At 66.6% G+C, this 24446-nt stretch carries 27 protein-coding genes; 13 read left to right on the forward strand and 14 right to left on the reverse strand.

Annotated elements, in window-relative coordinates:
* The first annotated feature begins 116 nt into the window (after positions 1-116).
* Entirely contained in the window at positions 117-1307 is a 1191-nt protein-coding gene (locus TSB10GB4_RS11675) for an alanine--glyoxylate aminotransferase family protein (protein WP_186395898.1), read from the forward strand.
* An 18-nt stretch (positions 1308-1325) separates the two neighbouring features.
* Here TSB10GB4_RS11675 and pyrF read toward each other — a convergent pair whose 3' ends face one another.
* Positions 1326-2075, reverse strand: coding sequence for an orotidine-5'-phosphate decarboxylase (pyrF, locus tag TSB10GB4_RS11680; RefSeq protein ID WP_186395899.1), 750 nt, complete (start codon positions 2073-2075; stop codon positions 1326-1328).
* 166 nt (positions 2076-2241) lie between these two features.
* Here pyrF and hisB point away from each other — a divergent pair, with 166 nt between their 5' ends.
* The 8 genes from hisB to TSB10GB4_RS11720 all read left to right on the forward strand — a co-directional run bounded on the left by hisB (position 2242) and on the right by TSB10GB4_RS11720 (position 7858).
* Positions 2242-2835, forward strand: a complete 594-nt coding sequence (gene hisB / locus TSB10GB4_RS11685; protein WP_186387860.1) for an imidazoleglycerol-phosphate dehydratase HisB — start codon at positions 2242-2244, stop codon at positions 2833-2835.
* 21 nt (positions 2836-2856) lie between these two features.
* A complete protein-coding gene (locus tag TSB10GB4_RS11690; RefSeq protein ID WP_186395900.1) occupies positions 2857-3372 on the forward strand; it encodes a DUF2628 domain-containing protein in 516 nt (171 codons plus the stop codon).
* 58 nt (positions 3373-3430) lie between these two features.
* Positions 3431-4081, forward strand: coding sequence for an imidazole glycerol phosphate synthase subunit HisH (gene hisH / locus TSB10GB4_RS11695; RefSeq protein ID WP_186387858.1), 651 nt, complete (start codon positions 3431-3433; stop codon positions 4079-4081).
* 31 nt (positions 4082-4112) lie between these two features.
* Positions 4113-4844, forward strand: coding sequence for a 1-(5-phosphoribosyl)-5-[(5-phosphoribosylamino)methylideneamino]imidazole-4-carboxamide isomerase (gene hisA / locus TSB10GB4_RS11700; protein ID WP_186395901.1), 732 nt, complete (start codon positions 4113-4115; stop codon positions 4842-4844).
* Between the two features lie 99 nt (positions 4845-4943).
* Positions 4944-5723 (forward strand): imidazole glycerol phosphate synthase subunit HisF, encoded by a 780-nt coding sequence (gene hisF / locus TSB10GB4_RS11705; RefSeq protein ID WP_186395902.1) that lies wholly within the window; start codon positions 4944-4946, stop codon positions 5721-5723.
* A 69-nt stretch (positions 5724-5792) separates the two neighbouring features.
* Entirely contained in the window at positions 5793-6116 is a 324-nt protein-coding gene (locus TSB10GB4_RS11710; protein ID WP_186395903.1) for a phosphoribosyl-ATP diphosphatase, read from the forward strand.
* Positions 6117-6212: 96 nt separating this feature from the next.
* Entirely contained in the window at positions 6213-7187 is a 975-nt protein-coding gene (coaA, locus tag TSB10GB4_RS11715; protein ID WP_244570894.1) for a type I pantothenate kinase, read from the forward strand.
* Positions 7188-7264: 77 nt separating this feature from the next.
* Positions 7265-7858: a hypothetical protein gene (locus TSB10GB4_RS11720; RefSeq protein ID WP_186395904.1), complete on the forward strand. Its 594-nt coding sequence runs from the start codon at positions 7265-7267 to the stop codon at positions 7856-7858.
* A gap of 415 nt (positions 7859-8273) precedes the next feature.
* On the opposite strand, the gene TSB10GB4_RS11725 is transcribed toward TSB10GB4_RS11720, so the two are convergent.
* From TSB10GB4_RS11725 to TSB10GB4_RS11780, 12 genes are all read right to left on the reverse strand, one after another.
* Entirely contained in the window at positions 8274-9584 is a 1311-nt protein-coding gene (locus tag TSB10GB4_RS11725; RefSeq protein ID WP_186395905.1) for a folylpolyglutamate synthase/dihydrofolate synthase family protein, read from the reverse strand.
* Between the two features lie 122 nt (positions 9585-9706).
* Positions 9707-10684, reverse strand: a complete 978-nt coding sequence (gene accD, locus TSB10GB4_RS11730; protein ID WP_186395906.1) for an acetyl-CoA carboxylase, carboxyltransferase subunit beta — start codon at positions 10682-10684, stop codon at positions 9707-9709.
* A gap of 72 nt (positions 10685-10756) precedes the next feature.
* On the reverse strand, positions 10757-11587 hold the full coding sequence (trpA, locus tag TSB10GB4_RS11735) for a tryptophan synthase subunit alpha (protein WP_186395907.1): 831 nt from the start codon (positions 11585-11587) through the stop codon (positions 10757-10759).
* A 171-nt stretch (positions 11588-11758) separates the two neighbouring features.
* Positions 11759-12922, reverse strand: coding sequence for an iron-containing alcohol dehydrogenase (locus TSB10GB4_RS11740; RefSeq protein ID WP_186395908.1), 1164 nt, complete (start codon positions 12920-12922; stop codon positions 11759-11761).
* A gap of 50 nt (positions 12923-12972) precedes the next feature.
* Complete coding sequence (locus TSB10GB4_RS11745) at positions 12973-14361, reverse strand: aldehyde dehydrogenase family protein (RefSeq protein WP_186387850.1); 1389 nt, start codon at positions 14359-14361, stop codon at positions 12973-12975.
* A gap of 15 nt (positions 14362-14376) precedes the next feature.
* Positions 14377-14781, reverse strand: a complete 405-nt coding sequence (locus TSB10GB4_RS11750; protein ID WP_186395909.1) for a type II toxin-antitoxin system VapC family toxin — start codon at positions 14779-14781, stop codon at positions 14377-14379.
* Positions 14774-15163, reverse strand: coding sequence for a hypothetical protein (locus TSB10GB4_RS11755; RefSeq protein WP_186395910.1), 390 nt, complete (start codon positions 15161-15163; stop codon positions 14774-14776). The genes TSB10GB4_RS11750 and TSB10GB4_RS11755 overlap by 8 nt, the downstream gene beginning before the upstream one ends.
* A gap of 90 nt (positions 15164-15253) precedes the next feature.
* A complete protein-coding gene (locus TSB10GB4_RS11760) occupies positions 15254-16618 on the reverse strand; it encodes a glutamine synthetase family protein (RefSeq protein ID WP_186395911.1) in 1365 nt (454 codons plus the stop codon).
* A gap of 90 nt (positions 16619-16708) precedes the next feature.
* A complete protein-coding gene (locus TSB10GB4_RS11765; protein WP_186395912.1) occupies positions 16709-17758 on the reverse strand; it encodes a TRAP transporter substrate-binding protein in 1050 nt (349 codons plus the stop codon).
* Between the two features lie 135 nt (positions 17759-17893).
* The gene (locus tag TSB10GB4_RS11770; protein WP_186387845.1) at positions 17894-19216 is read right to left on the reverse strand and encodes a TRAP transporter large permease subunit; all 1323 of its coding nucleotides are present in this window, start codon (positions 19214-19216) and stop codon (positions 17894-17896) included.
* Complete coding sequence (locus tag TSB10GB4_RS11775; RefSeq protein ID WP_186396038.1) at positions 19216-19812, reverse strand: TRAP transporter small permease subunit; 597 nt, start codon at positions 19810-19812, stop codon at positions 19216-19218. Before TSB10GB4_RS11775 ends, TSB10GB4_RS11770 begins: the two co-directional genes overlap by 1 nt.
* Positions 19813-19814: 2 nt before the next feature.
* Positions 19815-20624, reverse strand: coding sequence for an N-formylglutamate amidohydrolase (locus TSB10GB4_RS11780; RefSeq protein ID WP_186387844.1), 810 nt, complete (start codon positions 20622-20624; stop codon positions 19815-19817).
* 182 nt (positions 20625-20806) lie between these two features.
* Between TSB10GB4_RS11780 and TSB10GB4_RS11785 the strand changes: the two genes are divergently transcribed.
* Entirely contained in the window at positions 20807-21694 is an 888-nt protein-coding gene (locus TSB10GB4_RS11785; RefSeq protein ID WP_186395913.1) for a MurR/RpiR family transcriptional regulator, read from the forward strand.
* Positions 21695-21712: 18 nt separating this feature from the next.
* Here TSB10GB4_RS11785 and pcaQ read toward each other — a convergent pair whose 3' ends face one another.
* Positions 21713-22630, reverse strand: a complete 918-nt coding sequence (gene pcaQ / locus TSB10GB4_RS11790; protein ID WP_186387842.1) for a pca operon transcription factor PcaQ — start codon at positions 22628-22630, stop codon at positions 21713-21715.
* A 98-nt stretch (positions 22631-22728) separates the two neighbouring features.
* Between pcaQ and pcaC the strand changes: the two genes are divergently transcribed.
* Genes pcaC through pcaG form a run of 3 tightly spaced genes read left to right on the forward strand, consistent with a single transcriptional unit; the run spans position 22729 to position 24424 of the window.
* Positions 22729-23139, forward strand: coding sequence for a 4-carboxymuconolactone decarboxylase (gene pcaC, locus TSB10GB4_RS11795; protein WP_186395914.1), 411 nt, complete (start codon positions 22729-22731; stop codon positions 23137-23139).
* Complete coding sequence (pcaH, locus tag TSB10GB4_RS11800; RefSeq protein ID WP_186395915.1) at positions 23136-23858, forward strand: protocatechuate 3,4-dioxygenase subunit beta; 723 nt, start codon at positions 23136-23138, stop codon at positions 23856-23858. Before pcaC ends, pcaH begins: the two co-directional genes overlap by 4 nt.
* Positions 23858-24424, forward strand: a complete 567-nt coding sequence (gene pcaG / locus TSB10GB4_RS11805; RefSeq protein ID WP_186395916.1) for a protocatechuate 3,4-dioxygenase subunit alpha — start codon at positions 23858-23860, stop codon at positions 24422-24424. The genes pcaH and pcaG overlap by 1 nt, the downstream gene beginning before the upstream one ends.
* Positions 24425-24446: the final 22 nt, after the last annotated feature.

Genomic DNA, 24446 nt, shown 5'->3' on the forward strand with positions numbered 1-24446 from the left:
CCTGCAGGGTTCGCCTCACGCGCAGCTTGCACGGCCATTCTCTCCCCCGCCCGCGCGGCGGGCCCGCCTCCCACATGCGGGCCGCCTTTTGCCGCGCAGCCTTTCCGGAGCCTGCCATGACGCTCGCCAGCGGCCGCGAATTCCTGATGATCCCTGGGCCGACCACGGTGCCGGACGAAGTGCTCAGGGCGATGCACCGCCCGGCGATCGACATCTATACCGGCTCGCTTGTCGGCCTGACCGACAGCCTGCTCGCCGACCTGCCGAAGGTGTTCGGCACTACGGGCAAGGCCTTCCTTTATGCCGCCAACGGCCACGGCGCCTGGGAAGCGGCGCTGACCAACACGCTGTCGCGCGGCGACCGGGTGCTGGTGCTGGACTCCGGCCGCTTCGCCCGCGGCTGGGGCGAGATGGCGAAAATGTCCGGCCTCGAGATCGAGGTGCTGCCGGGCGACTGGCGCCGGGCCGTCGATCCGCTGGCGGTGACCGCGCGCCTTGCCGCGGATACCGCGCATGAAATCAAGGCGGTGCTGGTGGTGCAGGTGGACACGGCCTCGGGCGTGCTCAACGACATCGCCGCCCTGCGCAAGGCGATCGATGCGGCCGGCCATCCGGCGCTGTTCATGGTCGACACCATCGCCTCGCTCGGCTGCGTGCCCTACAAGATGGACGCGTGGGGCGTCGACGTGACCGTCACCGGCGCGCAGAAAGGGCTGATGACGCCGCCGGGCCTTGCCTTTGTCGGCGCCAATGCCAAGGCGCTCGCCGCGCATGAGACGGCAACCCTGAAGACCTTCTACTGGGACTGGACGTTCCGCCAGGGCAGCGAGCACTACCAGAAATATTGCGGCACGCCGCCGGAGCACCTGCTCTTCGCCTTCCGCCAGGCGCTCGACCTGCTGCTGGACGAAGGGCTGGACGCCGCCCATCACCGCCATGCGCTGCTGGCCGCGGCCGTGCGCGCCTGCGTCGCCAAATGGGCCGAAGGCGGGGCGATGGAGTTGAACATCCTGGAGGAGGCCCAGCGCTCCAACTCGGTCACCGTGGTGCTGACGCCGGGCTTCGATCCGGCCGTGCTGCGCCGCTGGTGCCAGCAGACCTGCAACGTCACCATCGGCGGCACGATCGGCGAGATCGCCGGCAAGGGCATCCGCATCGGCCATATGGGCCATGTCAACGCGCCGATGGTGCTGGGCACGCTCGGGACGCTGGAATTGGGGCTCAAGATGCTCGGCGTTCCGCACGGCGCGGGTGGCGTGCAGGCGGCACTGGAGCGCCTGGCGGCGGGGCTCGCCGAGCCCCGCTGAACCGGGTCCTGGGTTCGCTTAGAGCGCGCGGCCGATCTCCTCGACGATGGCCTCCGCCGCCGCCCGGCGGTTGGCGGCCATGATCACGGGCCGCGCGACCACCAAATAGTCGGCACCGGCGGCGATCGCATCGGCCGGGGTCATGATGCGCTTCTGGTCGCCGGCCTCGGACCCTGCCGGACGGATGCCAGGCGTCACGGTGACGAGGCGCGGGCCGACCACCGGGCGCAGCGAGGCGACCTCCAGCGGCGAGCAGACGATGCCGCCCATATTGGCCGCGCGGGCATCGGCAGCGCGCGCAATCACCAGATCCTCGACGCCGCCGGCATAACCGGCATCGTGCAGGTCGTCCTCGTCCATCGAGGTCAGTACGGTGACGCCGAGCAGGCAGACATCGCCGCCGGCCGCGGCAAGGCCGGCAACGGCCGCGCGCATCGCCTTGGGATAGGCGTGGATGGTGACGAAGCGCACGCCCATGCGGGCGATGTTCTCGACCGCCTTCATCACCGTGTTGTCGATGTCGAGAAGCTTCACGTCGAGAAAGATGCTGTGGCCCTCGCGGGCAAGCTCGGCGGCCAGTTCCAGGCCGCCGGCGAACTGAAGCTGCATGCCGATCTTGTAGGTGCCGACGGCACCCGCGGTCTCGCGCACGATGGCGCGTGCCTCCTCCACCGTCGGCACGTCAAGGCCGACCATCAGGCGGTCGCGGGCGCTCGCCGGCGCGAAAGGGGACGGGTCCTCGTCCAGCGGTAGGGCAGCGCTTTGCATCGGCAGGTCTCCGGAACGTTGCAAGTGTCGAAAATCCGTCTTACCCGTGCAGGGCGATCTTGACCAGATCGCGGCGCGGCGCGCGCAGGTATTTCATTGCGGCAAGCCTCCTGTTACAAGGCTTCGCTGCCGGCAGCAGGCCGGCGACAGAAGGACAGGGTCGCCCATGCGCACCGCGAAGATCTCGCGCAAGACGAAGGAAACCGACATTGCCGTCGAGATCGTCCTCGACGGGACCGGCGCCTATTCGGTGCAGACCGGGGTCGGCTTTCTCGACCACATGCTGGAGCAACTGTCCCGGCATTCGCTGATCGACATGACGATCCGCGCCAGCGGCGACACCCATATCGACTTTCATCACACGGCCGAGGATGTCGGCATCGCCCTCGGTCAGGCGCTGCGCCAGGCGCTCGGCGACATGACCGGCATCACCCGCTATGCCGACTGCCATCTGGCCATGGACGAGGCGCTGACGCGCTGCGCCCTCGACGTTTCGGGCCGGCCGTTCCTGGTGTGGGACGTCACCTTTCCGCGCGACAAGGTCGGCGACTTCGACACCGAGCTGTTCGAGGAGTTCTTCCGCGCCTTCGCGATGAATGCCGGCATCACGCTGCATATCGCCAACCTGACGGGCAGCAACTGCCACCACATCGCCGAGACCTGCTTCAAGGCGGTGGCGCGGTCGCTGCGCAAGGCGATCGAGCCGGACCCGCGACAGGCCGGCCGCGTGCCCTCGACCAAGGGCCAGCTCGGCGGCTGAGACCGCCGGACGGAGGGACAGATGACGATTCATATGGTGCTGATCCCGCCCGGTACCTCGCCCGAGACGATCGGCGAGGGTGCGGCCGAGCGCACCGTCTTCATCCCCGACCGCTTCAACTGGGCGGCGCTGGTCTTCACCCTGCCCTGGCTGCTGGTGAAGCGGCTGTGGCTGGTGCTGCTCGCCTATCTGCTGGTCGGCCTTGCCGCCGAACTCGCCTCGCGGTTTGTCGGCGGGTCGATGCCCGGCATTGCCACGGCGGCGCTGTCGATCCTCTTCGCCTTCGAGGCGAACGGGTTGTGGCGCTGGACGCTGGAGCGGCGCGGCTGGCAGTTCGTCGCGGCGATCGAGGCGCAGAACCGCGAGGAGGCGGAACGGCGCTTCTTCGCAAGGCTTGCCGCCCACCAGGCGCAGGCAGACGCCGCCGGCACCACGCCGAAGCCCGAGACCCCGCCGCCGCATCGCCCTGGCTACCCGGTGCCGCGCATCGGCGCGGAGCGGGTCGTCGGCCTGAGCCTTGCCCCGCATCAAGGCTGACATCCGGCACACCGCGCCGCCCCTGCCACCTTCCCGCATCGCCTGACGGATTGAACCCATGCTGATCGCCATCATCGACTACGGCTCCGGCAACCTGCGCTCGGCCGAAAAGGCCTTCGAGCGGGCCGCCCATGCCCATGGCCATGGCGCCAGCGTGCGGGTGACGGCCGACCCGGACGTGGTGGCGCGGGCCGACCGGATCGTGCTGCCGGGCGTCGGCGCCTTTGCCGACTGCCGGCGCGGCATCCGCGCGGTCGACGGCATGGAGGCCGCCCTCGTCGAGGCGGTCGAGGCGAAGGGGCGCCCCTTTCTCGGCATCTGCGTCGGCATGCAATTGATGGCGAGCCGCGGCCTGGAGTTCGAGAAAAGCGAAGGCTTCGGCTGGATTCCCGGCGACGTCACCGCGATCACGCCGGACGATCCGGCACTGAAGATCCCGCATATGGGCTGGAACACGATCCGCAAGCTTGCCGATCACCCGCTGCTTGCCGGCATCGAAACGGGCGAGACGGGCCTGCACGCCTATTTCGTCCACTCCTTCCACCTGAAGGCGGCGGACCCGGCGCATGTCATCGCCACCGCCGACTATGGCGGGCCGATCACCGCGATCGTCGGACGCGACACGATGGTGGGCACCCAGTTCCACCCGGAAAAGAGCCAGCGGCTCGGCCTTGCGCTGATCGCCAATTTCATCGAGTGGGCGCCGTAAGCGGCACCTGCGACGAGACGGAACACCTATCATGCCCATCCTGTTTCCCGCCATCGACCTGAAGGGCGGCCAATGCGTCCGCCTGAAGCTCGGCGACATGGCGCAGGCCACCGTCTTCAACGACGACCCGGCCGCCCAGGCCCTCAGCTTCCAGACGCAGGGCTTCCGCTACCTGCATGTGGTCGACCTCGACGGCGCCTTCGCCGGCGAGAGCCGCAACGGCGCGGCGGTCGACGCCATCCTGCAAGCAACGACCAATCCGGTGCAGCTTGGCGGCGGCATCCGCAGCCTTGCGCATGTGGAAGCCTGGCTCGCCAAGGGCATCGCCCGGGTGATCCTCGGCACGGTGGCGGTGCGCGATCCCGATCTCGTCAAGGCCGCCTGCAAGGCGTTTCCGGGCCGGGTCGCCGTCGGCATCGACGCGCGCGGCGGCAAGGTGGCGGTCGAGGGCTGGGCGGAGACCTCGGAGCTCTCAGCCATCGATCTCGCCCGCCGCTTCGAGGACGCCGGCGTTGCCGCGATCATCTATACCGACATCGACCGCGACGGCGTGCTTGCCGGCATCAACTGGGACGGCACGCTGGAACTGGCCGGCGCCACCTCGATCCCGGTGATCGCCTCGGGCGGCCTTGCCTCCATCGAGGACGTGAAGCGGCTCGCCGCCCCCGACTGCGCCGTGCTGGAAGGCGCGATCTCAGGCCGGGCGCTCTATGACGGGCGGCTCGATCCGGCCGAGGCCTTGAAGATCCTTGCCGCAGGGTAAGATGCTAGTCGTCGCCGCCCTTGCGCTCTTTCCCGGCTTTGCAGCACGGGTCAGGACCTGTATGCTGCGACCGCGAAATACGTCGGGTAATCGCCTAATATGTTGAAAGCACGTGTCATTCCCTGTCTGGACGTCAAGGACGGCCGCGTCGTCAAGGGCGTGAACTTCGTCAATCTGGTCGATGCCGGCGATCCGGTGGAGGCCGCGAAGGCCTATGATGCGGCCGGCGCGGACGAACTCTGCTTCCTCGACATCACTGCAAGCCACGAGAACCGCGACACGATCTTCGACGTGGTCCGGCGGACGGCGGAGGCCTGTTTCATGCCGCTGACCGTCGGCGGCGGCGTGCGCCGGGTCGAGGACATCCGCAAGCTGCTGGTGGCCGGCGCCGACAAGGTGTCGATCAACACGGCGGCGGTGAAGAACCCCGATTTCATCCGCGAGGCGGCGGAAAAGTTCGGCGCCCAGTGCATTGTCGTGTCCATCGACGCCAAGCAGGTCAACGCGCCCGGCGAAGCGGAACGCTTCGAGATCTTCACCCATGGCGGGCGCGAGGCGACCGGCATCGACGCCGTCGACTTCGCCCGCAAGGCGGTGGCGCTGGGCGCCGGCGAGTTGCTCGTCACCTCGATGGACCGCGACGGCACCCGCACGGGCTTCAATCTGGCACTGACCCGCGCCATCGCCGATGCGGTGCCGGTGCCGGTGATCGCTTCCGGCGGCGTCGGCACTCTCGACCACCTGGTCGAGGGCGTGCGCGACGGCCACGCGACGGCGGTGCTCGCCGCCTCGATCTTCCATTTCGGAACCCACACCATCCGCGAAGCCAAGGAACACATGGCCCGGGCCGGCATTCCCATGCGGCTCGACGCGGCCTGACACCAGGGCCCGCCCCGACGCGCAGAAAACAGCCGGCAGGGGCGCGAAGCCGCAGGAGATGTCCGACCAATGACCGGCTTCACACTGACCGACCTTGACCGCATCATCGCGGCGCGGGCGCAAAGCGACGACGAGAGCTCCTACACCCGCAAGCTGATCGGCAAGGGGCCGGCGAAGATCGCCCAGAAAGTGGGCGAGGAGGCAGTTGAGACGGCGATCGCGGCGGTGGCAGGCGATGCGCGGGAGCTGACCGGCGAGGCCGCCGATCTGCTCTACCACCTGCTCGTCCTGCTCAAGGTGCGCGACGTGCCGCTTGCGGACGTGATGGCGGAGCTGGAACGCCGCACGGCACAGACGGGTCTTGCGGAGAAGGCATCGCGGCGGCCCGGCTGACAACCGGCCTTGCGACGGACTGCCCGGCACGGCCCACGCGACCGTTTCCGGGTCTTGCGAGCGAACGGCCGGGCATCCGGCAGGAGCGAGGATTGCATGGTCGCCATGGAGCACAGCCTCAACAGGTTCACCGAGGACGATCTGTCGCCGTACCGGGTCTTTACCGAGGCGGAGTGGGCGAAACTCAGGGCCGACACGCCGATGACGCTGACGGCGGCGGAGGTGCGCCGGCTGCAGTCGCTCAACGATCCGGTGTCCATCGCCCAGGTGGAATCGATCCTGCTGCCGCTGTCGCGGCTGCTCGCCTATTATGTCGAGGCGACGCAGCAGTTGCACCGCGCGACCACGCGCTTTCTCGGCAGCAACGACGTCAAGAACCCGTTCGTCATCGGCATCGCCGGCTCGGTGGCGGTCGGCAAGTCGACGACGGCGCGCCTGCTGCAGGCGCTGCTGGCGCGCTGGCCGGCGAGCCCGAAGGTCGACCTCGTCACCACCGACGGCTTCCTCTATCCCAACGCGGTGCTGGAGGCGGAGGGCCTGATGCGGCGCAAGGGCTTTCCCGAAAGCTACGACCGGGCAACGCTGCTGAAATTCCTGTCGGACCTCAAGGCCGGGCGGCGGCATGTGCGCGCGCCGGTCTATTCCCACTTCTATTACGACGTGATGCCGGGGCAGTTCGTCACGGTCGACCGGCCGGACATCCTGATCCTCGAGGGGCTCAACGTGCTGCAGACGACCAACCTGCCGCGCGACGGCAAGGAGGTGCCCTTCGTCTCGGATTTCTTCGACTTCTCGATCTATATCGACGCCGACGAAGACGTGCTGCACGACTGGTACGTGTCGCGTTTCATGCGGCTGCGCGAGACCGCCTTCCGCGATCCCGGCTCCTATTTCAACAAGTATTCAAAGGTCGGCGACGACGAGGCGCTGGCGATCGCCGAAGGGCTGTGGAACGAGATCAACCTGGTCAACCTGCAGGAAAACATCCTGCCGACCCGGCCGCGCGCCGACCTGATCCTGCGCAAGGCCGAGACCCACGCGATCAACGAGGTGCGCCTGCGCAAGCTGTAGTGGCGATCACGCCCCCCAGTTAATGGCTTATTAACCAAACAGATCAACCCTACTGCTATGATGTAGAGGGGCCTCTCATGGACGCGACGTACAACCTAAATGGCGGCTTCAAGCCCACGGTCAAGCGCTTCGCAGACTTGGACGGGCCTGACTTCTTTCCAACGCCCGCTTGGGCGACTCATGCACTCATTGATAACGAGGCTTTCTCTGGTGAGATTTGGGAGTGCGCATGCGGTAATGGTGCAATGTCCGATGTTTTAGAAACAACCGGAAACCCAGTATATAGCTCAGATTTATTTGACCGAGGCTACGGAGAGCCAAATGTAGATTTCAAAATCTCTCAAAGGAAATCTGAAAACATAATCACTAACCCCCCATACAATAGCGCCGAAGAATTTGTTCATCAAGGACTTAAACTTGCAAAAAATAAATTTGCTCTACTCTTGAGATTGGCTTTCTTGGAGGGAGCTAACCGAGCTAAGACGATATTCGACAGTTCGCCCCCTTCGCGAGTATGGGTGTTCAGCGAGCGGATCACCTTTTATCCCGCAGGCGCCGTACAGAAAGGCACAGGAACAACCGCGTACGCTTGGTTTGTGTGGGACATAAACTCAGCAAAAAAAACTGAGCTTAGATGGCTTAAGCCAGGTTACAAGCGTCGCTATAGCTAGAGATTAGACTGCAAGAATGCCAAGCCGGCGGGCGATATTTTAAGCCCGCCCTTAACATGAACAAGCAACCCCTCTTTGAGGTAATTCCCCTCCGTATTATAGTGACTTTTAATATTCCTTACTCTCTGCTCCCATTTCTCTTCCCCGGCCCGACTATAGGACGGCGACCTATCAAATTTTGTCAATTGAATAAATTTTGGTATTTTTTGAATAAGTTCTTGAATCGACAACTGCCCAGAGGGCTCTTGAGATAAAATATGCAGAATTACAAAAGATAATTCTTGCTCTGTTGTCCTACCGTGGTGATCCGGCACGCTCAGCTCCCCAGTTAAGGCCACCTTGTGTACCAGCTTAGGTAACAAGCGAGAGCGAGGTCAATACTTCTGATCCACCAATATGGTATGTACAGGCTCCCTCAGGCCGGCTTCATGCCGTTGCGGGCAAGCACTTCGCCGGCGAGATAGAGCGAGCCGCAGATCAGGATGCGCGGCGGCACAGTGTCACCGGCGGCGCGCTCCCGCACATGGGCGAGTGCTGCGACAAGCGAGGCATGGGCGTCGGCCGCAAGGCCCGCCTCCCGTGCCGATCCGGCAAGGCAGGCGGGATCGCGGCCGGCATCGGTGGTGGTCAGCGGGACGCAGGCGACCTCGCGCACAAGACCGGCAAAGGGGCGAAAGAAGCCGACCGGATCCTTGGTCTTCAACATGCCGGAAACGAGATAGAGCGGCCTTGGGCGGCGCTCCTCCTGCTCCGCCATCACCTCGGCGATGGTGATGCCGGCGCCGGGATTGTGACCACCGTCGAGCCAGAGTTCGCTGCCGGGCGGGCAGAGATCCAGCAGCGGACCTTCCGTCAGCGGCTGCATGCGGCCCGGCCAGTCGACCGACAGGAGCCCGGCCTCGATGGCCTCGACCGCCGGCAGACGGCCGGCCGCACGCAGCGAGGCGATGGCCATGGCCGCGTTGACGATCTGGTGGCGGCCGAACAGGCGCGGCAAGGGCAGGTCCATCAGCCCCTCCTCGTCCTGATAGACGAGGCGGCCGTTTTCCTCGAAGGCGGTGAAATCCTGCCCGAACACCTGGAGCGGCGCGCCAAGACGGGCAGCGACCCGCTCGATCACCGCCATCGCCTCGTCGGGCTGCGGCGCGATCACCGCCGGGCAGCCGCGCTTGAGAATCCCGGCCTTTTCCGCCGCAATGTCGGTCAGCCGCTCGCCCAGATAGCGCTCATGATCCATCGACAGCGGCGTGATGGTGGCGGCGAGCGGCGCGTCGACCACATTGGTCGCGTCGAGCCGGCCGCCGAGACCGACCTCCAGCAGCAGCACGTCCGCCGGCTCCTCGGCAAAGAGCAGCAGGGCGGCGGCGGTGGTGACCTCGAAGAAGGTGATCTCCGCGCCGGCGTTGGCCTGTTCGCAGACGTCGAGCGCCTCGATCAGCCGCGCGTCGGTGACGAGACGTCCGGCAAGGCGGATGCGCTCGTTGAAGGCGACGAGATGCGGCGAGGTGTAGACATGCACCTTCAGCCCGGCAGCTTCCAGGATCGCCCGCATGAAGGCTGTGGTGGAGCCCTTGCCATTGGTGCCGGCGATGTGGACGAGCGGCGGCAGCCGGTCCTGCGGCCGGCCAAGCGCGCCCAGCAGGCGCTCCATGCGGCCGAGCGACAGGTCGATCTCGCGCGGATGCAGCGCAAGCAATCGGTCGAGGATCGCGGTTACCTGGTCCATTGTCCGCCCGTCCCGCCGCGCTGGAAGCGCGCCTGCAGCAGCCTTCATGGTTAGGGGAACTTCCGGGGACGCGGCAAGCCTGGCAGCGTCCGCCGGTGTCGTGCCTGCGACAGCGCGGCCGGCTAGTGGCTTTCGCCGCCGCTGTCACCGCCCGAGGAACTGTCGCCGCCATGGGCGAATTCCGGCGAAACCTCGGCTGCACTGTCCGAACCCGGCAGCATCTTCAGTTCCTCCTCGTCCGGCAGGCTGACCTCGGCCTTCATCAGGATCGAGCAGACCCGGGCGATGGTCTCGGGCAGCTTGTGGCGATGCACCACCATGTCGACCATGCCGTGATCGAGAAGGTATTCGGAGCGCTGGAACCCGTCAGGCAGCTTCTCGCGGATGGTCTGCTCGATGACGCGCGGCCCGGCGAAGCCGATCAGCGCCCCCGGCTCGGCCATGTGGACGTCGCCAAGCATCGCGTAAGAGGCGGTGACGCCGCCTGTCGTCGGATTGGTGAACACCACCACATAGGGCAGGCCCGCCTCGCGCAGCATCTGCACGCCGACGGTGGTGCGTGGCATCTGCATCAGGGAGAGGATGCCTTCCTGCATCCGCGCGCCGCCCGAGGCGACGAAGAGCACGAAGGGCGTCTTGCGCGCGACAGCCGTCTGCATGCCGGTCAGCACCGCCTCGCCGGCGGCCATGCCGAGCGAGCCGCCCATGAAGGCGAAGTCCTGCACGGCGGCGGTCATGTCCATGCCGCGCAGCTTGCCGGTCGCCACCGTCACGGCATCGTCCAGACCGGTCTTGGCGCGGGCATCGCGCAGGCGGTCGGTGTAGCGCTTCTCGTCGCGGAACTTCAACGGATCGGCGGCGACCTCCGGCGTCGCCACCTTCTCGAAGATGCCGCCGTCGAAGAACAGTTCGAGCCGGCGACTGCCAGAAATCCGCATGTGGTGACCGGAATTGGGCACCACCCATTGATTGGCCTCAAGATCGCGGTGGAAGACCATCTCGCCGGTCTCCGGGCACTTGATCCAGAGGTTCTCCGGCACGTCCCGCTTCTGCAGCAGGCCGCGAATCTTCGGGCGAACGACGTTGTTGATCCAGTTCAAGGCAGATACCGTCCGTTGTCTTGCATGTTCCCGGCCGTCATTGGCTTTCCGGCCGTCCTTGGCCGCTGCGGCTCAGCCGCGAGCCCGGGCGACGCCGCCGGCAAGCGCCCGCACCACCTCCGCCACCGCCTCGACGGTGGCCGGCGTTGCCCGGCCCTCGCCATCAAGGCTGTTGCGCACCGCTTCCACCAGCACCGAGCCGACGACGACGCCATCGGCGTCGCGGCCGATCACCTCGGCATCCTCCGCCGTCTTGACGCCGAAGCCGACCGCCACGGGCAGCGCGGTGTGGCGCTTGATGCGGCGGACCGCTTCGGTGACCCGGTCGCGGTTAGCGATGGTGGCGCCGGTGATGCCGGTCACCGATACGTAATAGACGAAACCGGACGTGTTGGCGAGAACGGCGGGAAGCCGCTTGTCATCGGTCGTCGGCGTCGTCAGGCGGATGAAGTTGAGCCCGGCGGCCATCGCCGGCAGGCAGAGCTCATCGTCGGCCTCCGGCGGGATATCGACGATGATCAGCCCGTCGACGCCGGCCTCGACCGCCGTTTTGACGAAAACCGCGGGATCGCGCACGTAGATCGGGTTGTAATATCCCATCAGCACGATGGGTGTGTCCTGGTCGTGGCGGCGGAAGGCGCGCACCATGTCCAGCGTCTTGTCCATGGTCTGGCCGGCGGCGAGCGCGCGCTGGTTGGCGAGCTGCACCGGGATGCCTTCGGCCATCGGATCGGAGAAGGGCATGCCGAGCTCGATGACGTCGGCGCCTGCGGCCGGCAGCGCATCGAGGATCGCCTGCGAGGTGGCAAGGTCCGGATCGCCGGCGGTGACGAAGGTCACCAGCGCCGGGCGGTTCGCCGCCTGCAATGCCGCAAAGCGGCGGTCGATCCGCGTGTCACTCATCTGCCCGGTCCCACCCTGTCATTGTCCTGCCGGTGTCGTCCGGCCCCCAGGGCCGGCCGGTCGCGGCTGTCGCGGGCCAGTCCTGCCCGCGAAAGCCAGTGGGGATGTAGGGGGCAGACAGGCCCCCTGTCAATCGGCGAAGCGGCCCCTGAGGCCGCCGCGCCGCCGACATCAGAGCCGGCCGGTCAGCGCCGCGTCGAAGATCGAGGCGGCACCCTCGAGCGTCAACTCGATCGGGTTGCCGCCGGCGGTCGGATCGACAATGGCCATCTCGGCGATCTTCGCGGCCTTGGCGCCGTCGACCTTCAGCCCTTCCAGCGTATGCGGCACGTCGAGCGCGGTGCGCAGGTCGAGCACCGCCTGCAGGAACCCGTCGAAACCGCCGGAGATGCCGAGATAGCCGGCGAGCCGGTCGATCTTGGTCTCGATGGCCGCGCGGTTGAACACCAGCACATAGGGCATGAAGACCGCGTTGGTCATGCCGTGATGGGTGTCGTAGAGCGCGCCGACCGGATGGGAGAGCGCGTGGATGGCACCAAGGCCCTTCTGGAAGGCGACCGCGCCCATGGCGGCGGCCGACATCATGTGACCGCGGGCGACGAGATCGTCCGGCACCTCGGCGACGCGCTTCAGGTTCTCGAAAACGAGGCGCATGCCCTCGACCGCGATGCCGTCGCCCATCGGATGGTAGAAGGTGGAGGAATAGGCCTCCAGGCAGTGGGCGAGGGCGTCCATGCCGGTGCCGACGGTGAAATAGCGCGGCATGCCGACGGTCAGCTCCGGATCGCAGATGACGATGCCGGGCAGCATCTTCGGGTGGAAGATGACCTTCTTGGTGTGGGTTTCCTCGTTGGTGATGACGCCGGCGCGGCCGACCTCCGAGCCGGTTCCGGCCGTGGTCGGCACGGCGAGGATCGGCGCGATGCCGTCCGGATCGGCGCGGGTCCACCAGTCGCCGATGTCCTCGAAGTCCCACATCGGCCGGGTCTGGCCGGCCATGAAGGCGATGACCTTGCCGGCATCAAGACCGGAGCCGCCGCCGAAAGCGATGACGCCGTCATGGCCGCCGGCGCGATAGGCGGCAACGCCCGCCTCGACGTTCGATGCGGTCGGGTTCGGCTTGATGTCGCTGAAGATGTCCGGCTCCAGGCCGGCCTGGCGCAGCAGCTCCAGCGCGTTGGCGGTCATCGGCAGGCGGGCAAGGCCCGGATCGGTGACCAGCAGCGGGCGCTTCATGCCGAGCAGGGCGGCGCATTGGCCGAGCTCGCTGATGCGGCCGGCGCCAAAACGGACGGAGGTCGGATAGTTCCAGTTGACGGACGGGGTGGTGGTCATGCCTTGGATCCTGAGAGGAAGAAGCGCGAAACGGAGATGTCTGCGCGCCCTTACGAGCGGGCGCGCAGGTGGAAGGACTTCGGCCGGGTCAGCGACAGGTAGCCGATCTCCGACAGGGCGGCGCCCTTGCCGGTATCCTTGACGCCGGTCCACACCAGCGCCGGGTCGAGATAGTCGCAGCGGTTCATGAAGACCGTGCCGGTCTCCACCCGGTCGCCGATGGCGATGGCGGCCTCCTCGTCGGCGGTCCAGATCGAAGCGGTCAGGCCGTAGGGGCTGTCGTTCATCAGGGCGATCGCCTCCTCGTCGGAGCGCACCTTCATCACGCCGACGACCGGGCCGAAGCTCTCCTCGCGCATCACCGACATCTGGTGATCGACATCGACCAGCACCTGCGGCATCAGGTAGGGCGTGCCTTCCTTGTCCTGCGGGAAGCTTGCCCGGTCGACCAAGGCCTTCGCGCCCTTGCGCAGGGCCTCGGCGGTCTGCTCGCGCACATGGGCGGCAAAGCGCGCCTGCGCCATCGGCCCGAGCGTCGTCGCCGCATCGAGCGGATTGCCAAGCGTGTAGGCGGAGGCGGCCGCCGCCAGACCCTCGACCACCGCGTCATAGTGCGTCTCATGCACATAGACGCGCTCGATGCCGCAGCAGCACTGGCCGGAATTATAGAAGGCGCCATCGGCGAGGTTCTCGACCGCGAAGGCGACATCGGCGTCCGCGCGGACATAGGCCGGGTCCTTGCCGCCGAGCTCGAGGCCGAGCGTGGCGAAGGTGCCGGCCGCCGCCTTCTCGATGGCGCGCCCGCCGGCGACCGAACCGGTGAAGTTGATATGGTCGATGCGGCCCGACCCGAGCAGCGCCTCGGTCTGACCGTGGTTCAGCACGATGTTGCGGAAGACGCCCTTGGGCAGACCAGCCGCCTTGAATGCCTTGTCGAGCCGCTCGCCGACCAACAGCGTCTGCGCCGCGTGCTTGAGGATCACCACATTGCCGGCGATCAGCGCCGGGACGATGGTGTTGATCGCCGTCATGAACGGATAGTTCCACGGCGCGATGACCATGACGATGCCGAGCGGTTCGGGCCGCACATAGCGGGTGAAGCCCGGTCGGTCGGTATGGTGGCGGGGCCGCAGCGCCTCCTCGGCGATCTTGACCATATAGTCGGTCCGCTCGCGCGTACCGCCCTTCTCGCCGCCATAGCGTACCGGCCGGCCCATCTGCCAGGCGAGTTCCGGCACGATCTCGTCGTTCATCGCCTCAAGCGCGGCGACGGCGGCAAGCACTGCGGCGCAGCGCTCGGAAATCGGAGTGGCGGCCCAGCCAGCCTGCGCGGCGCGGGCCTCGGCCACCGCCTTGTCGATCTCGGCGGCACTCGCCACGGGGCGCTCCGCATAGACGGACCCGTCGACAGGGGAAATCAGCTTCACTGTTTCAGACATGACCTCGGCTTTCATTTAGCACGCTAGAGTCTTTACGTGTCCCGCCTCGCCATAGGCGAGGATGGCCCGGTCGCGAGTGACGATGGTTAGGTCGTATTCGCGCGCCGTGGCAATGAGGATCCGGTCCATGGGATCGTTGTGAACCGGTGTTGGCAGAAAGGAAGAGGCGACCAGGATGTCGGGGGTCACCGCCTCCACCTCAAGATCGGCTGCCTCCACGAAGTCGTTGAACCACCGCAATGGCGGCTTGACGGACGCCAGCCGCCCCTTGGCGACGAGCACACCGAGTTCCCAGGCCGACATCGCGGACAGACTGACCGGCGAGCCGGTATCCAGCATCGCCAGAGCGTCCTCCGCGATCGGATCTCCCTGAGAGATCCAGATCATTGCGCAGGTGTCGAGCAGGAACCGCTCAGCCATCGGCATAAACCCCCGCCCAGTCCGGATCGGCCGGCATGGTGAGGTCGGCCCCCTCGGCAACGGTCAGCGTGCCCTTCATGCAACCATAGAGCCGTCCCGCGCGGCGCGGCGACGCAGCCGGCGCCGACGGCACAGGCGGCCGCCCCCGGCGAAACGTGAGGCGCTCCCTCGCCAGATCGACATTCGCGGTGACATAGCCTGCGTCCAACCACACTTTTGTGATAACACTGTTACTCGGATTGTTGCTCCACCAAGCGCGATGCCGGCGAGCGGAGGCGGGCAACCGGTCATCGATGAGCTTCTCGATCTCCGCGAATGTCATAGGAACCTGCTCAATATTTCTGGTCTTCAGATAGGCTCCAAGAGGATCGTACTTGCGCATTGCAACCTCCGTGATCGTTGCCGGACTGCCCGGACGGCTTCACGCTACCTCCAATCCAAAAGTGTTGCAACAGTACCTTTTGTTACTTTCCTAAGCGCGCTCGAAACCGCGGGCGAGTTCGTAGTCGGTCACCACGCGGTCGAATTCCTCCTGCTCCCATTCCGCCGCACGGACGTAATGGTCGATCACCGCATCGCCGAAGGCCTCGCGCAGCATCTTCGACTTGCGCAGGGTCTCCGTCGCCGCCCTCAGCGTGCGCGGCACCTCCTTCAGCCGGCGCGACTGGTAGAGGTCGCCGGTCACCGGCGCCTCGAGCTCCAGTTTCTCCTCGATGCCCCGGATACCCGCCGCAAGCTGCGCGGCCAGAGCCAGATAGGGGTTGAGGTCCGAGCCGCCGATGCGGCACTCGACGCGCACGCCCCTGGTGCCCTCGCCGCAGAGCCGGAAGCCGGCGGTGCGGTTGTCGATGGACCAGGCGGTCTTGGTCGGCGCGAAGGTGCCCTTCTGGAAGCGCTTGTAGCTGTTCACATAGGGCGCCAGGAACCAGGTGTAGTCCGGTGCATAGCGGATCAGGCCGGCCATGTAGTGACGCATCAGTTGCGACATGCCATGCGGCGCGTCCGCATCGAAGAAGGCACTGGTGCCGTCCGTCTTCCACAGCGACTGATGGACATGGGCGGAAGAGCCGACGCGGGCATGATGCCATTTCGGCATGAAGGTGACCGCGCGGCCATGCTGCCAGGCGATCTCCTTGGTGGCGTGCTTGGCAATGGTATGGTGGTCGGCGCAGGCGAGCGGATCCGCGTAGCGGATGTTCAGCTCCTCCTGCCCGGCCTCGGCCTCGCCCTTGGAGTTCTCCACCGGGATGCCCGCGGCATAGAGATGATTGCGGATCGGCCGCATCACCTCCTCTTCCTTGGTGGTCTGGAGGATGTGGTAGTCCTCGTTATAGGCGGAGATCGGCTGCAGATCGCGGAAGCCCGAGCGGCGGATGTCGTCGAAGCTCTTCTCGAACAGGAAGAACTCCAGCTCGGTCGCCATCTTGGCCTCGAGGCCCAAGGCCTCGAGACGGGCGATCTGCCCCTTGAGCAGCGCCCGCGGCGAGTGCGGCACCGCCTCGTGATGATGGTCGAGCAGGTCGCACAGCACCATCGCCGTGCCATCCAGCCAGGGCACGGGGCGCAGGGTCGAAAGGTCGGGCTTCATGACATAGTCGCCATAGCCGCCGGCCCAGCTCGTCGCGGCATAGCCCTCGACCGTGTACATCTCGAGATCCGTCGCCAGCAGGTAATTGCAGCAATGGGTCTCCTCGAAGGAGTGGTCGATGAAGTTACGCGCATGGAAGCGCTTGCCCATCAGACGGCCCTGCATGTCAACGGCGCAGACCAGCACGGTGTCGATGGTGCCGTCGGCGACGGCAGCCTTGAGAGCGTCAAAAGTGAGATTGCCAGCCATTGGAACCATCATTGTCGGTTAAGCGGGGCGAAAGCGCGTGTGAAACGAAAAGGCGACCGGGGCGGCAGCCGCCGCCCCGGTCGGTCGGCATCAGGTGTAGCGGTAAGGCCGCCCGGCCTTCTGCATGTCGGCATTGTACTTCTTGAAGATCTCGACGACCTTGGCCTTGGTCGCGGACTCGGCGGCGATCTCGTCCCAGAACTTGACGGCGGCGTCCTCGACCGTCGCCCATTCGGCGTCCGGGATCGAGGTGAGTTCCATCTTGGTTCCGTGAACGCGAAGGCTTGCCTCACCGCCCCAGTACCACCACTGGCGATAGTAGTGGGACGCATCCATGGCCAGTTGCAACATGGTCTTGAGATGGTCGGGCAGTTCGTTCCAGCGGTCCATGTTGGCGAAGAACGACCCGGCCCAGGCGCCGGAGATGTTGTTGGTGAGGAAATAGTTGGTCACGTCGGCCCAGCCGACCGTGTAGTCTTCGGTGATGCCCGACCAGGCGACGCCGTCGAGCTCGCCGGTCTGCATCGCGACCTCGATGTCCTCCCAGGGCAGGGTCATCGGCACGACGCCAAACTGGGCGAGGAAGCGGCCGGCGGTCGGGAAGGTGAAGACGCGCTTGCCCCTCAGGTCCGCAAGGCTGCGGATCGGGTCCTTGGTGGCGAAGTGGCACGGATCCCAGGCGCCGGCGGAGATGTGCTTGACGCCGACCTTGGCGTATTCCTCCTCCCAGATCTCCTTCAGGCCGTACTGGTTGAACAGCACCGGCACGTCCAGCGAGTAGCGGCTGGCGAAGGGGAAATAGCCGCCGAATACGGTCACTTCCGTCGGCGAGGCCATGGAATCGTCATCCGACTGCACCGCGTCGATGGTGCCGCGCTGCATGGCACGGAACAGCTCTCCGGTCGGCACGAGCTGGTCGGCGAAGAACAGCTCGATCTCCATCTGGCCGTTGGCCGCCTGGTTGAAGGCGTCGATATGCGGCTTGATGACATGCTCGGCGAGCGCCGCGCCGGCATAGGTCTGCAGGCGCCACTTGATCGGTGCCTGACCGAGAACGGCGGGGGCGGCCAGCGTCGAGGCGCCGGCTGCGGCGACGGTGCCGAGGCCCGCCTTCTTCAGAAAGTCGCGTCTGTTGGTCATGTCTCATTCCCCTTGGTTTCGTTGACGAGATGCAAGGCGCGCCCGTTCTGATTGTTGTGGTGGCGCGGCGGTCCGTATGCGGGTCGGCGGTTCTCCTTCTGCTGCGAACGAACGGATCGGTTCGGCCCTCCGGTCTCAGCGGCCATAGACATAGTCGGGCAGCCACAGGGCGATCTGCGGGAACATCATTATCAATGCCAGGGCCAGGATCATGACCAGCACGAAGGGCGTGATCGAGCCGTAAATGTCGCGCATGGAGATTTGCGGCGGCGCCATCGCCCGCATCAGGAACAGGTTATAGCCAAAGGGCGGGGTCATGTAGGCGATCTGGGTGGTGACCGTGTAGAGCACGCCGTACCAGACGAGATCGAAGCCGAGCGCCGCGACCAAGGGCACGTAGAGCGGCGCGACAATGACCAGCATCGCCGTATCGTCCAGGAAGGTGCCCATCACCAGGAACGACACCTGCATCAGGATCAGGATCATCCAGGGCGACAGGCCGAGCCTTTCGGTAAAGAGGGTCTCGATCGCCTTGACCGCGCCGAGCCCGTCGAACACGGCGCCGAAGCCAAGGGCCGCAAGGATGATCCACATGAACATGCAGGAGATCGCCAGGGTCTGGCGCAGGCAGGTCTCGAAGACGGTCCAGGTCATCCGCCGCTTGAGGACAGCGGCCAGGAAAGCGGTCATGGCGCCGATGGCGGAACTCTCGACCAGCGAGGTCCAGCCATTGACGAAGGGCACCATCATCGCCGCGAAGATCGCCAGCGGCAGGACGCCGGCGCCGAGCAGGCGCAGCTTCTCGGCACGCGGCACCGAGCGCTCGTCCACCGGCAGGACCGGACCGAGCGACGGGGTGATGCGGCAACGGACATAGATATAGACGATGAACATCGTCGCCATCATCAGCCCGGGCACCACGCCGGCGAGCCAGAGCTGGCCGACCGGCTGGCGGGCGATCATCGCATAGAGCACCAGCACCACCGAAGGCGGCACCAGGATGCCGAGCGAGGACCCGGCCTGGATGACGCCGGTGACCATGCGCTTGTCGTAGCCGCGACGCAGCAGTTCGGGCAGGGCGATGGTGGCGCCGATCGCCATGCCGGCGACGGACAGGCCGTTCATCGCCGAGACCAGAACCATCAGGCCGATCGTGCCGATGGCGAGCCCGCCGGAGACCGGCCCCATCCACACGTGGAACATCTTGTAGAGATCGTCGGCGATCTTCGATTCCGACAGGACATAGCCCATGAAGATGAACATCGGCAGGGTGAGAAGCGGATACCACTTCATCAGCTTCATGGCCGAGGCGAAGGGAATGTCCGAGCCGCCGGTGCCCCACAGCGCCAGCGCCGCAACGGCCGCCACGCCGCCGATCGCGCCGAAGACGCGCTGCCCGGTCAGCAGCATCAGCATCATCGACGAGAACATCAGCAGCGCGATCATCTCATAGGACATCAGATCTCCTCTCCGCGGATGCGCGCGATGTCCTTGATCAGTTCGGAAACGGCCTGCAGCAGCATGAGCAGGAAACCGAGGCACATGATCGTCTTGATCGGCCACAGGATCGGCCGCCAGGCGGTCGGGCTGCGTTCGATATGGCCGATGACCTTGCCGGCCGCCTCGGGACCGCCGGTCACGAAGGCAACGACGAGGTTCTTCAGGAAGATAAAGGGCTCGGAGCCGAAATGGCCGAGCGAGTAGGCGGTCGAGCCGATACCGCCATAGAGCAGCACGCCGAGATAGAAGATCAGCACCAGCACCGTGAAGGCGTCGAACCAGGCCTTCTTCTTCACTGTCCAGCCCGCATAGAAAAGGTCCATGCGCACATTCGAGCCAAGCTGGATCGAATAGGGCCCGCCGAGGATGTAATAGGCGACCATGGCGAACTGGGCGACCTCCAGCGTCCACAGGGACGGCAGGAAGAAGGTCTTGGAAATCGACGACCAGAGCAGCACCGCGACCATGACGAAGAGGCCATACATGATGACCCGGCCGAGGCGATAGTTGATCGCATCGACCACCTTCACATAGCTGCGCAGCAGGCGCGGCATGGTCACGCCCCCCCGCTTCGCGCCAGATCCGCCAGCGCGGCGCGCAGCGCGCGGGCAAGCCGCGCCGCCCACAGGCTTTCGCCGGCAGCGTCCGCGATCTCGTCGTTGCGCACCTCGATCATCACGCAAGGCAGCCCGCGTGCCTCGCCGTGACGGCCCACCGTGTAATAGACCCCGTCGCCCGGGGCATAGGGCTCGTTGTCGCCGAGATCGGCAATGTTCTGCGCCGCAAGGTCCGCGAGCATCGCCTCGGCGACCCGCCGGTCGCGATTGGACAGGATGCCGACCGGCCAGGGACGGTTGAACCCCTTGTAGAGCGGCGTGAAGCTGTGGACCGAGACGACGACGCTGTCGAGACCGGCGGCCGCGCGCGCGTCGAGCAGCGCCTCGATGCGGGAATGGAAGGGCGTATGGGCGAGCGCGATGCGGCGGGCCCGCTCGGCCGGGTCGAGATTGCGATTGCCGGGGATCTCGGTCGTCTCGCTGACCACCGGAATGAGGTCATGGGCGGCGGTGTCGCGGTTGCAGTCCAGCACCAGGCGCGACAGGTCGGGATAGACGAGCGGCGCGTCGAACAGGCGCGACAGATGGCGCGAGACGCCGAGCGCACCCGGGTCCCAGGCGATATGGGCGCGCCGCGCCGCCTCGTCGAGGCCGAGATCGCCATAGTCCGGCGGCAGGCGGCGCGAGGCATGATCGCACAGCAGAACCAGGGGGCCGCGGCCGCCCGGGTTCTCCGCGACGACGACCGTCTCCGCCTGCGCCGTGTCGCCGGGCAGGAGTTCGCCTTCGCGTGCCGCTGTCGATCCCATCCCTGTCCCCCGGCCGGATCCCCTCGCGAAAGAAACGCAACTGCTGTTATATTTGTTACAAAATTGCGTTTGCACTCGCTTCCTGTATGATTTGATACATTGCCGGGACCGATGTCAATCGGGTTTCGGCTGGGAACCTGGACAAGGGTCCGGCATCCGGCCGGGGAGGCGGCCTCACCACCATGACATCGCTTGCCGAAGAGATCCGCGAGAGGCTGGGCGAATGCACCGCCACGGAGCGGCGCGCCGCGCTCGCCCTGCTCGCCAACTATCCGGTGCTGGGGCTCGGCACCGTCGCCCAGTTCGCCAGCGCCGCCGGCGTGAGTTCGCCGACCATCCTGCGCTTTGCCGCGCGCATGGGCTGCGGCACCTATGCGGCGCTGCAGACCCGGCTGCGCACGGAGCTGGAGGACCAGCTCAAGTCGCCGCTGGCCAAGGCCAAAGACGGGGCACAGGCAGGCGGTACGGGAACCGGCATCGGCGCCGTCGCGGAGGCGGCCCGCGCCAATATCGGCGAGACCTTCCGCCACCTGCCGGCGGCGGAGCTGGAAGCCGTGGTGTCGCTGCTGTCCGACGAGCGGCGCACGCTCTATCTGCTCGGCGGCCGTTTCACCGACGCGCTTGCGCGCTACATGGCGGCGCATCTGCGTATCCTGCGCTCCGGCGTCATGCATATGGCCGGGCAGGAAGGCAACTGGCGCGACGCGCTGCTGGATGTCGGCCGGCGCGATGTGCTCGTCGTCTTCGATATCCGCCGCTATCAGGCGGATCTCGGCCGGATGGCCACGGCCGCCGCGAAACGCGGGGCCACGGTGGTGCTGATCACCGACAGTTGGCTGTCGCCGATCGCCAGCGTTGCAACGCATGTGCTGCCGGCGCGCATCTCCGTGCCCTCGCCCTGGGATTCCTCGGCGGCCCTCATGGTGATCGCCGAGACGCTGGTCGCCGGGGTCACCGCGCGCGATCCCGAGCGCAGCGAGCGGCGCATGTCGGCCCTCGAAGCCTATCGCGACGAGGAGGATCCCAAGCGTCCGTCGCCGAGACCGGGCGAGGCTCCACCGACCGGCTGAGACAGCCTCGTCTCAACCCTAGAGCCCTCGCTGGGCGACCGCCTCGCGCATCACCGCCATGAACAGCAGCAGATCGGGCGTGTGCGCCTCGGATGCCCGGGTCGAGATGCCGACCGGCCCCAGCGTGATGCGGGTGTCGACGGCGAGCGCCGCAAGCTGGCCTTCGGCGAGATCGTTGGCGACGACACCGTTGGAAATGATCCACACCGCATCGGTGGAGCGGGTGAAGGCGCGGCCGAAGGCGTTCGACACCGTCTCGATCCGTCGCGGCAGCCGGCCGATGCCGTTGGCCACCATCAGCCGCTCGACCAGCGGCCGGATCGCCGCGCTGCGATTAGGAAAGAGCACGGGAAAGTCCGGCAGGCGGACAAGGTCCGGGTCGGCGATCAGCGGGTGAGCGGGACGGACGGCCAGCACCACCTGCTCGCTGTAGAGCTGCTGGAAGGCAAGCCCCTGCATGGCGTCCGGCTGGCCGAGCCGCCCGATCACCACGTCCAGTGCCCCCGTCTTCAGCTCGCCGAGGAGATGGCCGTTCGGGCCGGTGACGATGTCGAGCGTGGCGCCGCGTCCGCGGTCCAGATATCGGCCGGCGGCGAGTGGGACGATGCTGGCCGCAACGCTTGGCAAGGCGCCGACGCGCAGCAGCCGCTCCGAACCCATGCGCACCTGGTCGATACCGTCGAGCCCTTCGGCGAGCGCTGCCACCGACAGGCCGGCATAGTGGCGGAAGATCTCGCCCTCCGCCGTCAGCGACACGCCGGAGCGCCCGCGCTCCATCAGGCCGACGCCGAGCAGGGCCTCCAACTCCTTCAGCGTCTTGGAGACGGCCGGCTGGGTGACGTTGAGGGCGCTTGCCGCCTCCGTCAGGCTGCGTAGCCGCGCCACCTCCAGGAAGGCCTGCAGATGGCGCAGCTTGATCCCTGCTCCAACGGGCATTTGTCTCTCCGGTTATACAAAATAGCGAAATACTCATTTTACATTACCAATTGCCGCATCCATCCTGAAGCTCCACCATGGGCGGGGAGTGTGGCAGGATGAACGGGCAGGACCCCTTCGAGGCGGGCATGGCGACCCGCAAGGCCGTCTTGGGCGAGGCGCATGTGGCGCGTGCCGAGGCGGCGCGCGACGACTTCGACGGCCCGTTCCAGGACCTGATCACCCGAGGTGCCTGGGGCGGGGTCTGGGCGCGCGACACGATCAGCCGGCGGGAGCGGTCGATGATCACCATCGCCCTGCTCGCCGCGCTCGGCCATGACGAGGAACTGGCGATGCATTGCCGCGCCACGGCGCGCACCGGCGCCAGCCGCGAGGATGTCTGCGAGGCCCTGCTGCATGTGGCGATCTATGCCGGTGTGCCGGCCGCCAACCGGGCGATCCGCATCGCCCGCGCCGCCTTCGTGGAGATGGAGGAGACCCGCAGCGGATCGGGAGGAGACAAGACGTGACGACAACCGCCTTCTACCGGCGCGACCGCACGCAGCAGCCGCTGCCGCTGTCGCCCGGCTACAAGAGCACCGTGCTGCGCGCGCCGGTCCGGCCGCTGCATGCGCTGGAGCAGACCGCCCTGGAGCAGAGCGGGCCGGCGCTCGGCCACACCCCGCTCGGGCCGCTCGATCACGACCTGATCCGCAATGCGGCAACCACGGGCGATGCGCTCGGCGAGCGCATCTACGTCTTCGGACGGGTGCTCGACGAGAACGCCCGGCCGGTGCCGAACGCGCTGATCGAGGTCTGGCAGGCCAATGCCGCCGGCCGCTACGCCCATGTGCGCGACGGTTATCTCGCCCCGCTGGACCCGAACTTCACCGGCTGCGGGCGCTGCGTCAGCGATGCGGACGGGCGCTACCTGTTCCGCACGATCAAACCGGGCCCCTATCCCTGGCCGAACAACGGCTCCGACTGGCGGCCGGCGCATATCCACCTGTCGGTCTTCGGCGAGGCCTTCGCCCAGCGGCTGATCACCCAGCTCTATTTCGAAGGCGACCCGTTGATCCCGCTCTGCCCGATCGTCAACACGATCCCCGACAAGACCGTGATCGACCGGCTGGTGGCGCGGCTCGACATGCGCAACCAGGAGCCGTTCGACTGCCTCGCCTACCGGTTCGACATCGTGCTGCGCGGCCGGCGGCAGACCCATTTCGAGAACCGGACGGAGGGCCTGTGATGAACGACCGGCTGAAGGAAACCCCCTCCCAGACCGCGGGACCTTACGTCCATATCGGCACCGCGCCGCAGACGATCGGCCGGCCGGCGCTGCCGAACCAGCCGGGTCCGGTGATCGAGAGCAACACCGGCGAGGTGATCGTCATCGAGGGCCGTGTGATCGACGGCGCCGGCGCGCCGGTGCGCGACGCGATGCTGGAGATCTGGCAGGCGGACGGCATGGGCCGGGTCGGCGAATACGGCCTCTTCGCCCGCGCGACCGCCGATTTCGACACCGGCACCTTCCGCTTCCAGACCGTGCGGCCAGGCCCGCACGCGGCAGGCCATGCCCCGCATGTGGCGGTGCTGATCTTCGCCCGCGGCATCAACATCCACCTTCACACGCGCATGTATTTCCCGGAAGATCGCGAGGCGCTGGCGAAGGACCCGGACATGCGCCGGCTCGAGCCGGAGGCGGTGGCGACGCTGGTCGCAACGGAAGCGGGGCAGACCGAGAACGGGGTGCCGCTCTACCGTTTCGACATCCGCCTGCAGGGCAAGAACGAGACGGTGTTCTTCGACATCTGAACGTCGCGGATCCCTCCAAAAG

Origin of the sequence: Stappia sp. TSB10GB4 (assembly GCF_900185745.1) — a bacterium.
Classification (GTDB): Bacteria; Pseudomonadota; Alphaproteobacteria; order Rhizobiales; family Stappiaceae; genus Stappia.